The sequence below is a fragment of the Janthinobacterium sp. BJB301 genome, from assembly GCF_002735685.1.
Lineage (GTDB): Bacteria > Pseudomonadota > Gammaproteobacteria > Burkholderiales > Burkholderiaceae_D > Janthinobacterium > Janthinobacterium lividum.
Window position 1 is genome coordinate 339859 of the sequence record NZ_PDZJ01000002.1, and the last position, 11818, is coordinate 351676.

An 11818-nucleotide genomic window follows, 5' to 3' on the forward strand; every position below is an offset into this window, starting at 1 on the left:
CGGGCTCCTTGCCGGGGTCGTGGTGAAAAATTCAGCGGATCACTCCGCCAAGCGTTTGAGTAATGCCACCGCCTTGTCCAGTTCGGTGACTTCGTCCGGCGTGAGCCGGGTTTCAATGGTGCGCGCCAGCCAGTCTTCGCGCGCGGCGCGGCTGGCCGCGATCCAGGCGCGGCAGCTGTCCGTCAGCGTCAAGATGGTTTGCCGGCCGTCAGCCGGATCGGGCGAGCCCGTCACCATCTGCGCCTCCGTCAACGCTTGCACGGTGGCGGCCATCGACTGGGGCCGCATGCCTTCGGCGCGCGCCAGGCTGCTGGCCGTGGCGGGACCGTCGCGTTCGAGGCGGCTGAGCACGGATGCCTGCGACATGCTGACATCGCCCAGGTGCGCCTCTTCGCGCAGGCGGCGGCGCAATTTGCCGACCAGGATGCGCAATTCGCCGGCCAGTTGCAGAACTTGTTCGTGGTTTTCTTGTGGGGTGCGCATGCTAGCCATGTGGTGGATCAACAGCCCCTACTATAACATATAGACAGGTAGACTGCACAGTTTGACTGCATATCTTGTCAAGACGGCCATCTTGCGGACGCAAAAAAGCCGGGGCGGGAGATGGCCTCCCTGCCCCGGCTTGCCCCTCATTCTGCGATGCCGGCCGCTTAGCTGATGTAGTTGAACAGCGACAAGCCCGAGATGGAAGTGAACGATTTTTGCGCCGCCTGCAGGGTGATCTGCTGCTGGCTGAACAGGGAAATCGCCTTCACCATGTCCAGATCCTGCAAGCCCGACAGGGTGCTCGCATATTGCAGGTCGAGGTCGTCGCCGGCGCTGTCGAGGGTATCGAGCTCCTTCAGGCGCGAACCGACTTCCGCGCGCACCGACAGCACGTTGTCGTAGGCCGTGTCGAGCAGATCGTGCGCCGCGTTCAGGCTGGCCGTCAGGCGCGCCTGCCCCGCGTCGCCCGTGGCCGGCTGGCCCAGTGCGCCGATCAGGTTGGTAATCGTGGTAAAGATCGATTCCTTGCTGCTGGGCTCCAGGGTGAACTTGTCCAGGTCGGCCGGCTTGCCCGCGATATTGACTTGCTGGCCGTCAAAGTTGATGGCGTCGCCCGATTTATAGGCCACCGGCACGGCGGGATTCGGGATGGTCTGGCCCAGGGTCACGTCCGTCACGGTATAGGTCGTCTTGGCATCCGTGCCCGTGCCCGTCACCTGGAAGTCGATCGTGTACTTGTGTCCCGTCAATTTTGTGGGATCGGTGACGGTGCCGCCGGAAATGATGCCGGCGCCGCCGCGCGTGAAGTTGCCCGGATCGGCGGCCGTAGTGAACTTGCCGTTGCCCGTCAAATTGTTCTCGAATACAGTCGCGCCCGAATCGCTGGTGGCCAGGTAGCGCGCCGAGCCCACTTGCAGTTCGCGCTGGCCCTGGTCGCCCACATAGGTGGCGCCGCCCGGCGTCTGGCTGAACGGCTGGGTGGTCGATTTGTAGCCGGAGAACAGGTAGCCACCCGCGTTGTCGGACGTGTTGGCGATGCCCATCAGGTCGGTCAAGCGGCCTTTCAGCTCCGTGGCCAGGCTCTGGCGGTCGATATCCTTCAATGCCGGATTACCAGCTTTCAGCACCAGTTGCTGCACATCGGCGATCAGCGAGGTGGTGCTGGCCAGCGCCAGCTCTTCCTGCGACAGGAAATTCTTGGCGTTCGAGCGGTTCGTCACGAATTGCGTGTTGATCGTTTGCGACTGCGTCACTTCCAGCGCGCGCGCCGAGGCGATCGGGTCGTCGGCCGGCGTCAGGTTGCGGCGATTCGCCGACAGCTGCATCTGGGTGCGGTTCAACGCGCCCTGCAGATTGTTCAGCTGCGTGCTGCCCGCGTCATAGATCATTTTGGTACTGATGCGCATGATGCTGCCCTTCCTGATGGCGGCGGGGCGCTATGCGCCGCCGCTTGAATAATTAACGTCCGAGGCCGATGACCACGTCGAACAGGGTACTGGCGATCTGCATGACCTTGCCGCAAGCCTGGTAGGCTTGCTGGTAGCGCAGCAGGTTGGCCGCCTCTTCATCGAGATTGACGCCGGAAACGGCCTGCTGCTGCGTGCTGGTTTGTTGCAACAACGCAAGACTCGCCAGGCCGCTGACCTGCACTTCGCGCGTCTTGTTGCCGACATAGCTGACAGTTTCCGCGTACGAACCCTGGAACGTGGCCTTGCCGCCATCGAGAATGTTCTTCGTCTGCAAGCCCGCCAGCAAGGAGGCATTGCGGTTGTCGCCCACGCCGCCCGAGTTCGGCGCGATGGTGAATTTATCGCCCTGCGCAGGCGCGCCCGTCATGTTGACGTTGATGCCGCCAAAGCTGAAGCTGTCGCCTTCCGTGTACGGAATGTTCGCCGTGCCGGCAGGGTACGTGGTGGTGGCGCCGTTCAAGCCTTTCACCGTCACGGCCTGGCCCGCGGGGAAGCCCGACAGCGAAGTGGTCGCCTTGTCGTACGTCAAGGTGACGGTACCCGTCAACGCGTTGCCCGGCGTTAGATACGCCTTGTCCACGCTACCTGCGCCGAGCTTGCCGCTACCCGTGTTGCTGACGGGCGCGCCCGTGGCGATCGGCGCGCCGGCGGCCAGCTTGTTGCGGTCGGTAATCGCCACGGCCAGGTCGGAAGCGCCGTGCGCGGTCGGCCTGACCATGAAATTGTCGCCTTCGGCAGCCGCGCCCGTGATCGAGAAATCCACGCCGTCGATGGTTTGCGGCACGGTTTGCGGATAGGGGTTGATGGTCGTTTTCGCGCCGTCGCTCTGGCGCGTCACCACATAATTGGCGCCGTCATACTTGACGGCATAATCGCTGGCCGTCAGCTTGGTCGGATCGCTGACCTTGGCCGACAGCACGGTCGTGCTGGTTGCGTTGTTGCGGTAGTCGGCGCCGATGACGGGATCGGGCAACTTGAAGAAATCGCCCCCCATGTCGCCATTCAAGTCCTGGCCCAGCTTGTGCTGCTCATTGAAGGTGGAGGCCAGCGCGATGGCGACCTTGCCCAGCGAATTCTGGATGCGGTCCAGGCTGCCGCTGCGGAATTCCAGCAAGCCGCCCAGCGCACCGCCGCTGAGGGAACTTTCCGACAGCTTGGTGACGGAAGTGCCCGTCACATAGCCCACGTCCAGGCGGTTCGGGTCCGTCGGCGACGGCGTGGTGGCCAGTTCAAAGTTCTTGTCGCCCACCACCAGCGGTTGGCCCGAGCCGATCGAGACGGTAATCGAGTTGCCGGCGCCAGGCTGAACAGTTGCCTTGACGTATTTGTTCAGCTCCGTGATCAGCTGGTCGCGCTGGTCCAGCAAATCGTTGGGCTGATTGCTTTCATTCACGGTCAGGTTGGTAATCGCCGTATTGAGTTCCGCGATCTGCTTGGCGTAGGAGTTGATCACCTTGACGTTCGAGGTGATCTGCGAATTGACGCCGTCGCCGATTTCCGTCAGGCGCGCGCTGAGGCCCTGGAAGCGCGCGGTCAGCGAATTTGCGCTCGACAACAATGCCTGGCGCGACGAGACGGAAGATGGATTCGAGCTGAAATCCTGCACGCCCTTGAAGAAATCGGCCATCGCCGGCGACAGCCCGGCCGTGGGGTCGGCCAGCATATTGTCGATCTGGCTGATCTGCGTGTAATACGCATCGAGCGAACTGGTGGCCGACTGCGCGCCATTCACCTGGGCCGCCATGAAACCGTCGTACTGGCGCTTGACTTGCGATACCTCGGTACCATTGCCAACAAAGCCATAACCGGCATTATTGAACTGCGCCGTCTGCTGCAGCACCACCTGGCGGTTGTAACCGTCCACGTTGGCATTGGTGATGTTATGCCCGGTCGTCGACAGGCCCACCTGCGCTGCAAGCAAACCGCTCTTACCGATGCTGAGTAGATTCGAAGTCATGGTGTCTTATTTGTTACCGTCAAATGTATTTACGGCAGCCGCGGCGAAAACTTGAAGCGCGCGGCTTGCACAGGGAGAAAGGATATCTCTTATAACACCTAACAAAACCGTAGCGAGCGGATGTGAGTTGCGGCCGAGAAGCGGAACTGTGCGGATGCACAGTGAGCATCGGAGGCCGCAAATCGCGACGCGCAGTAGGTTTTGATAGGTGTTCTTAGCCGACCAGCGAATTCTTGATGATCTTTGTCAGTTTGGCAGCGTAATTCGGGTCCGTCGCATAACCGGCTTTCTGCAAGCCGTGGGCGAACGTGCTGGCGTCGCCCGCGCTGGCCAGCACTTTTTCGTAGCGTTTGTTGTTGGTAATCAACTGTGCATAATCCTTGAAGCTGTCCGCGTAGCTGTCGTAGGCGCGGAATTTTTCCACCTTGCGCTGCGCCTTGCCATTCACGTATTCCGTGGTGACGGCTTCCGTGACCTTGCCCTTCCAGTCGCTGGATGCCTTGATGCCGAACAGGTTGTGGCTGCTGCTGCCGTCGCGGGCGATGATTTCGCGCTTGCCCCAGCCCGTTTCCAGCGCCGCCTGGCCCAGCATGAACTTGGCCGGGATGCCGGTGGCGCGGCTGGCTTCTTCCGCATGCACGCCCAGTTTTTCCTGGAAGGCGCGCACGTGCGGCGCCTGCGTGGCGTTGGCCTTGTCGCTCAGGGTCTTGCCGCTGGCGGCGGCGCTGCCGGCGCCTTCCGTCAGGGCGCCCTGCTGCTGGCGGAAGGCAGCCAGCGCCTGTGCCATGCTCGATGAACGGGGCGACGGCGCTTCGGCGCCATCGGCGGCCAGCGCCTGGTTCGACGACGACAGCTGGCGGATCAGCACGTCCGCCAGGCCCGTGCCCCGCTTGGCCAGGTTCTGGCTCGTCTGCTGGTCCAGCATCGAGGTGTACATCTTGCTTTGCTGGCTATCCATGATGCCGTCCTGCGGCGTGGCTTCGCGCATGCTTTTCATCATCATATTGATGAACATGGCTTCGAATTGCGTGGCCGCCTCTTTCAGGGCGGCGGGGTCCTTCGCCTTGGCGGACTGGCGCAAGCCATCCATGCCCTTGACGTCATAGGCGGCGGTATTGCTGAGGTCGGTTTGACTGATCATGGCGTGCCCATCAAATGATTTCGAGTTCGGCGCGCAGCGAACCGGCCGCTTTCATCGCCTGCAGGATGGCCAGCAAGTCTTGCGGCGAGGCGCCGATGGCGTTGAGGGCCTTGACCACGTCGGACAGCGAGGCGCCGCCCTTGACCAGCATGACTTTGCCCGGTTCCTTCTTGATATCGATCTGCGCCGTCTGCGTGACTACCGTGCGCCCGCCCGACAAGGGCGCCGGCTGGCTCACTTGCGGCTCGACATTGATGGTGACGGACAGGTTGCCGTGCGAAATGGCGCATGTTTCCAGGGTCACGGACTGGTTCATCACGACGGAACCGGTGCGCGCATTCATGATGACCTTGGCCGCCAGGCGGGCCGGATTGACTTCGATGCTTTCCAGCTGGCCCAGGAAGGACACGCGCTGGTCGCTGCCGCTGGGCGACTGCACCTGGATCACGCGGCCGTCGAGCGCGGCGGCCGTGCCGGCGCCGTAGCGGCTGTTGATGGCGTCGACCACGCGGCTGGCGGTGGCGAAATCGGTGGCATTCAATTCCAGGCGGATGGTGTTGTTGGCGCCCAAGGCCGAAGGCACGCTGCGCTCGACGGTAGCGCCGCCCGAGATGCGGCCCACGCTCAGGTGATTGATGACGACTGAGCTGCCGGCCGCCTGCGCGCCCACGCCGCCCACCAGCACGTTGCCCTGCGCCATGCCGTACACCTGGCCATCGGCGCCCTTCAATGGCGTCATCAGCAAGGTGCCGCCGCGCAAGCTTTTCGCATTGCCCATCGACGATACCGTCACGTCGAGCAACTGGCCCGGCTGGGCAAACGCGGGCAAGGCCGTCGTCACCATCACGGCGGCCACGTTTTTCAGCTGCAAACTGGTGCCTTGTGGCAAGTTGATGCCTTGCTGCTGCAGCATCGCCGCCACGCTCTGGATGGTGAATGGGGTTTGCGTGGTCTGGTCGCCGCTGCCGTCGAGACCGACGACGAGGCCATAGCCCATCAGCTGATTCTGGCGCACGCCGGCGATGCTGGCCAGGTCCTTGATGCGCTCGGCCTGCGCCACGGGCGCCAGCAGCGAGGCAGCCAGGCCGCAGATGGCGAGAAAACGGGGAAAGGTCAACGTTGCCATGATCAGAAAGGCAGCAGGCTGAGGAAGAAGCGCGACGCCATCGAGGCCATTTCGGCGCGGTCGATCTGGCTGTTGGTGCGGTATTCGACGCGCGCCTCGGCCACCTGGGTCGATGGCACGACGTTGCCCGTGCCTATGGTGTCGGGATTGACCATGCCCGAGAAGCGGATGAATTCCGTGCCCTTGTTCATGGCGATCTGTTTTTCGCCGGCGACGATCAGGTTGCCATTCGGCAGCACTTCAATGACCGTCACGCCGATCACGCCGGAAAACGTGTTGCTGGCGGACTGGTTGTCGCCATCGGCAAATTTCGTCGCGCCATTTGCCGCCACGGTGCCACCCAGGCGGCCCTGCAGCATGCCCGGCGTGCTGAAGCCCACGCTGCCCGACTTGTTGCCGGAACTGGCGCCCGCCTTGACGGCATTCGTGCGCTCGGTGATGGCGATCGTCATGGTGTCGCCCACGTGGCGCGCGCGGCGGTCTTCGAAGGCGGGACGGTAGGTCGACGGCTGGTAGATGGAGCCATTGTTGACGACCACGGGTTCCGGCATCGGCGCGCGCGTGCTGGTGGGATATTGCACGATTGACGTAGGCGTGATGGCGCAGCCGGACAGCAGGACTGCGGAGAACAAAGCGATGATGGGGTATTGCATGGCGAACCTCCGCTGCCATCCGGCGGCGGATGGCATGACGACTATGAAAATTAAAGTTGCGACAATTTCTGCAGCATTTGATCGGATGTGGTGATGGCCTTGCTGTTGATCTCGTAGGCGCGCTGCGTCTGGATCATGTTGACCATTTCCTCGGCCACGTTGACGTTCGACGTCTCGATATAGCCTTGCATCAGCACGCCGGCGCCGTTCGTGCCCGGGGTGTTGGTTTGCGCCACGCCGGAAGCGCCCGTTTCCATGTACAGGTTTTCGCCCTTCGATTCCAGGCCGGCGGGATTGACGAAAGTGGTCAGTTGCAGGGAGCCGATTTGCGATGGCGCAACGGTGTCGGGCAAGGTGACGGACACGGTGCCGTCGCGCGCCACGGTCAGGCTCAGCGCATTGGTCGGCACGGTGATGGCGGGCTGGATCACGAAGCCTTCCGAGGTGACGAGCTGGCCGTTGGCATCCGTCTGGAACGAGCCGTCGCGCGTGTAGGCAGTGGCGCCGTCCGGCATCAGCACCTGGAAAAAGCCCGTGCCGTTGACCATCACATCGCGCGAATTGCCCGAGGCCTGGGGATTGCCCTGCGTATGGATGCGTTCGGTCGCCACGGTGCGCACGCCGGTGCCGATCTGCAAGCCCGATGGCAGCTGGGTTTGCTGCGACGATTGCGCGCCCGGCTGGCGCACATTTTGGTAGAGCAAGTCTTCAAACACGGCGCGCGACTTCTTGAAGCCCGTGGTGCTGACGTTGGCCAGGTTATTGGCGATCACGTCCATCTGCGTCTGCTGCGCTTCCAGGCCGGTCTTGGCAATCCAAAGGGAACGAATCATGATTTTTCTCCAATAACAGCGCTAACCAGCCCTGTAGACTATTTCTATGTGACCATTATGCGGTGGCCCCCGTCAATTCAAAGCGAGGATCTGGGTGGCTTTCGCCGCGTTATTCTCGGCATTCTTCAACAAGCTCATTTGCGTTTCGAACTGGCGCGCCAGGGCGATCATGCTGACCATGGAGTCGACGGGGCTGACATTGCTGCCTTCCAGCGCGCCCGTGGTCAATTTGACGGCCTGGTCGGCTTGCGCCACCGTGCCATCCTTCAGACGGAACAGGCCGTCATCGCCGCGCACCAGTTGCTGCTCGGGCGGGTTGACCAGCTTGATGCGTCCCAGCACCGTCGATGGCCCTGGCGGCACGTCGGTGGAAATCGTGCCCACCGTGCCATCGCTGGCGATGGCCACCGTCACGCCGGGCGGAATCGCCATGGGGCCCGTATCGCCCTGCACCATCAGCCCGCCCTGCGTTTGCAGCATGCCGTTTTCATTGAGTTTCAAGGCGCCGTTGCGCGTGTAGGCTTCGGAACCGTCGGCCGACTGCACCGCGATCCAGCCGCCGTTTTCCACGGCCACGTCGAGCGCGCGACCCGTGTGCTGCATCGGACCTTGTGTGAAATCGGAACCGACCGTCGAATCGACGACAAAGGCGCGCGTCGGCATCATGCCGTCGGCCACCACGGGCACGGCGCGGAACGAGTCGAGCTGGGCGCGGAAACCCGTGCTGGTGGCGTTCGCCAGGTTATTCGCCGTAGTCGCCTGCTTGTCCAGGATGTGCTTGGCGCCCGAGCCGGCGGTGTAGATGAGACGGTCCATGTGTTTTCTCCGTGCAAAACGAAAGCCGGGAGCAGTCCGAAAGAACCGCTCCCCTTACTCTTAACGCAGGTTGACGAGGGTCTGCAAAACGGAATCCTGCGTCTTGATGGTCTGCGCATTCGCCTGGTAGGCGCGCTGGGCCGTGATCATGTTGACCAGTTCCGCCGTCAGGTCCACGTTCGACACTTCCACAGCCGAGGCGCGCAAGTTGCCCAGGTTGCCCGTCTTGGGCTCGCCCGTGACGGGCTTGCCCGAGGCCGAGCTTTCCACCCAGGCGTTGTTGCCCAGCGGCTCCAGGCCGTTCGGGTTGGTAAAGTTGCTCAACACCACTTGGCCCAAGGCGCGCGTCTTGCCATTGTTGTACTGGCCCTGGATGACGCCGTCGTCACCCACGATGAATTGGCTCAGCTGGCCCGCCTTGTAGCCGTCCGCTTCCGTTTTCTTTTCCGCCGTGGCGGTGCCCAGCTGGGTCGACTTGGTGAAGTCGACCTGGACCGACAGGGTCGCATTCGCGCCCGTGGCCGGGAAGATCGGCAGGTTGACGGTGACAGGCAAGGTTTGCGGCGGCGTCAGGGCCAGCATGGCGGCCCGGTCCAGGCTGCCGACCGTGTTGAAGACCAGCGAACCGGTCTTGACGGCTGGCACCACGGTCACGGCGCGGATGGCAGCGTCGATCTGGTCGGGCGTGCGGCTCGAGTTGACGCCGTTCGGCACGGCACTGCCGTAGGTGGCGGCGATGGCGGCCAGTTGCGCCGGCGTGGCGCCCGCGGCAGCGGCGGCCGCCGAGACGGCGGCACCAACCGCATTGCCATAGGCGACGGCGGCCGTCGTCACGTTGGCCGGCACCAGCGGCACGGCCGTGGCGGCAGCCTGGTAGGCGGCGCGCGCGGCCAGCGAGGCCGGGTCCGTCTGCAGGGCGGCCGCGACCTTCATGCTGGTCACTTCCGTGCCGTCAATGGCCGAGTAGACATCCCAGGTATTGGTGCCCGTCTTGACGTAGAAATTGGCCATGTTGTGGGAATTGCCCAACGAATCGAAGACTTCGACGGGGAACTGCTTGTGGTACGAGGTGTCGTCCGTCGACTTGAACGGCACCGTGGTCGGCATGGCCGTGTTCGAATTGAGGTTGACTTGCGTGTCGACCTTGGTCGTTGCCTGGGGCTTCATGTCCGACTGATCGATTTGCAGGGGCACGACGGCGCCGGCGACGATCTTGCCGTTGACGTCGGCCGGATAGCCGGTCAGTTGCGCCAGCTGGGCGTTGACGATGAAGCCGCTCTTGTCGACCTGGAACTGGCCATTGCGCGAGTACTGGATGGCGCCGTTGACGCTGGTACGGAAGAAGCCGCCGCCATTGATGGCGATGTCGAGGGGATTCGACGACGTTTCCAGGTTACCCTGGTTGAATTGCTGGGCGATTTGCGAGACCGACACGCCGATCCCCGCCTGGTTGCCGCCCACGCCATACAGCGAGTTGGCATAAATGTCGGCGAACTGGGCCTGCGACTGCTTGAAACCCACGGTCGACGAGTTGGCGATGTTGTTGCCGATGACGTCCAGCGATTTGGCGGCGCCATTCAAGCCGCTCAGGCCTTGTTGGAAAGACATTGTGTTCTCCTGGTAGAAATTAGGGGTAGAGGGTCACGCTAAGGGGAAGCGGCTTACAGAATCTGTTTCACGTCGGCCATGGTGATGCTGCCCACGCCCGGAACATTCAATTTCACGCCATTCGCGCCCGTCGACACGCTGGCGACCGAACCGAACATCAGCGCCGTCGCATCCTTGAGCTTGGTGCCACCGCGCGTGGCTTCCACCGTGAAGGTATAGGCGCCGTCGGCCAGCACGACCGGCTTGCCATCCTTGTCGAGATCGGCGGTGGAACCGTTCCAGCCCAGCGGCAAGGTGCCCGCCGCCTGTGCGCCCAGGTCGATGGAATGGACTTCCTTGCCATCCTTGTAGATGATGACCTTGACCTTGTCGGCTGCCGTGGCCAGGTCCACGCCCAGCAGCGCGGCGCTCTTGCTCAGGTTGATATCCTTGCCCGCTGTCAACACGCCATGGCCGATGATGTTGGCCGCCTGCATCGATTCGGCTTGCTGGTAGCTGGCCTTCAGCGTTTCCAGGGTCGTGTTGAGCTTGTTGACGCCCGTCACGGTGGACAATTGCGCCAGTTGGCTGGTCAATTGCGCATTGTCCAGCGGATTCATCGGATCCTGGTTTTTCAGCTGGGTGACCAGCAAGGTGAGGAATTTGTTCGTTTCCGCTTCGACACTGCCTGCCTCGGCAGTGCTCTTCTTCGGATTCATCGTCGCCATCAGATCGGTGGTGACGGCGGTATTGGTATCGATGGTTGCCATAATGATCAGTCAGCCTTATTGGCCGATGGTGAGGGTTTTCAGGAGCAGCGACTTGGCCGCGTTCATGGTTTCCACGTTGGTCTGGTACGAGCGCGAAGCCGACAGCATATTGACCATCTCGTCGACCGTATTCACGTTCGGCATGGTGACGTAGCCCTTCTCGTCGGCCAGCGGGTTCTTCGGGTCGTAGACCAGCTTCATCGGCGATGGGTCTTCGATCACCTTCTGCACCTTGACGGCCGTGGCGCCATTGGCCATGGGCACGGCTTCGAACACCACCTGCTTGGCACGGTAGGCTTCGCCCGTGGCGCTGGTGGCGCTGTCGGCATTGGCCAGGTTGCTGGCCACCGTGTTCAGGCGCTGCGCCTGGGCGCTCATGGCCGAACCGGAAACATTGAAGATATTAAATAGCGACATGATTATTGTCCTCCCTGGATGGCCGTCAGCATGCCCTTGATCTGCGAGTTAAGGAACGTCACGGCCGCCTCGTAGCGGATGGCATTGTCGGCAAAGGCGTTGCGCTCGAGATCCATGTCCACCGTATTGCCATCGACGGCGCCCTGGGCCGGCGCGCGGTACAGCAGCGGCGTGCCGTCGGCCAGGGTCTCGACCTTGCCGCCACCGGCTGCGCCCGCAGCCGCGGCCACGCCCTTGCCCGGCATATGCTGCGGCGCCGTGCCCTTCAGGGCCGGCGGCACGCCATCCTTGCGCGCCATCGCGCCCTTCAGCGCGGCGGCGAAATCGACATCGCGCGCCTTGTAGTTGGGCGTGTCGGCATTGGCGATATTCGAGGCGAGCAATTCCTGGCGCGTCGAGCGCAGGCTCAGCGCCGTCTCGTTGAAGCGCATGTAATCGTCGAGTTTCCCTATCATGTCAGGCTCCGGAAAGATCTGCCACTGGCGCCCGAGATGGCGGAAGGATGGCGGATTAGTGATGACAGGAAACATAGTACGGCGCCCACCAGCAAGACCATCGCCGGA

Annotated in this window: 12 protein-coding genes; all 12 read right to left on the reverse strand. The window is 62.8% G+C overall.

Going from position 1 to position 11818, the window contains the following annotated elements; genetic code table 11:
- Positions 1-39: 39 nt before the first annotated feature.
- The gene (locus CSQ91_RS14830; RefSeq protein ID WP_070281298.1) at positions 40-483 is read right to left on the reverse strand and encodes a MarR family winged helix-turn-helix transcriptional regulator; all 444 of its coding nucleotides are present in this window, start codon (positions 481-483) and stop codon (positions 40-42) included.
- A 167-nt stretch (positions 484-650) separates the two neighbouring features.
- A complete protein-coding gene (gene flgL / locus CSQ91_RS14835) occupies positions 651-1892 on the reverse strand; it encodes a flagellar hook-associated protein FlgL (protein WP_170846374.1) in 1242 nt (413 codons plus the stop codon).
- Positions 1893-1944: 52 nt separating this feature from the next.
- On the reverse strand, positions 1945-3912 hold the full coding sequence (flgK, locus tag CSQ91_RS14840) for a flagellar hook-associated protein FlgK (RefSeq protein WP_070253730.1): 1968 nt from the start codon (positions 3910-3912) through the stop codon (positions 1945-1947).
- A gap of 214 nt (positions 3913-4126) precedes the next feature.
- Positions 4127-5053: a flagellar assembly peptidoglycan hydrolase FlgJ gene (gene flgJ, locus CSQ91_RS14845; RefSeq protein WP_070253729.1), complete on the reverse strand. Its 927-nt coding sequence runs from the start codon at positions 5051-5053 to the stop codon at positions 4127-4129.
- 10 nt (positions 5054-5063) lie between these two features.
- Entirely contained in the window at positions 5064-6179 is a 1116-nt protein-coding gene (locus CSQ91_RS14850) for a flagellar basal body P-ring protein FlgI (RefSeq protein WP_034787148.1), read from the reverse strand.
- Between the two features lie 2 nt (positions 6180-6181).
- The gene (locus tag CSQ91_RS14855) at positions 6182-6832 is read right to left on the reverse strand and encodes a flagellar basal body L-ring protein FlgH (RefSeq protein ID WP_034787150.1); all 651 of its coding nucleotides are present in this window, start codon (positions 6830-6832) and stop codon (positions 6182-6184) included.
- A gap of 50 nt (positions 6833-6882) precedes the next feature.
- Positions 6883-7665, reverse strand: a complete 783-nt coding sequence (gene flgG / locus CSQ91_RS14860; protein ID WP_034754070.1) for a flagellar basal-body rod protein FlgG — start codon at positions 7663-7665, stop codon at positions 6883-6885.
- Positions 7666-7737: 72 nt separating this feature from the next.
- Complete coding sequence (locus CSQ91_RS14865; protein ID WP_070253727.1) at positions 7738-8481, reverse strand: flagellar basal body rod protein FlgF; 744 nt, start codon at positions 8479-8481, stop codon at positions 7738-7740.
- 60 nt (positions 8482-8541) lie between these two features.
- Entirely contained in the window at positions 8542-10089 is a 1548-nt protein-coding gene (locus CSQ91_RS14870) for a flagellar hook protein FlgE (RefSeq protein WP_034787155.1), read from the reverse strand.
- A gap of 53 nt (positions 10090-10142) precedes the next feature.
- A complete protein-coding gene (locus CSQ91_RS14875) occupies positions 10143-10838 on the reverse strand; it encodes a flagellar hook assembly protein FlgD (RefSeq protein WP_034787157.1) in 696 nt (231 codons plus the stop codon).
- 15 nt (positions 10839-10853) lie between these two features.
- Positions 10854-11255, reverse strand: coding sequence for a flagellar basal body rod protein FlgC (flgC, locus tag CSQ91_RS14880; RefSeq protein ID WP_034754081.1), 402 nt, complete (start codon positions 11253-11255; stop codon positions 10854-10856).
- A 2-nt stretch (positions 11256-11257) separates the two neighbouring features.
- Complete coding sequence (gene flgB, locus CSQ91_RS14885) at positions 11258-11710, reverse strand: flagellar basal body rod protein FlgB (RefSeq protein WP_034754084.1); 453 nt, start codon at positions 11708-11710, stop codon at positions 11258-11260.
- Positions 11711-11818 lie beyond the last annotated feature (108 nt).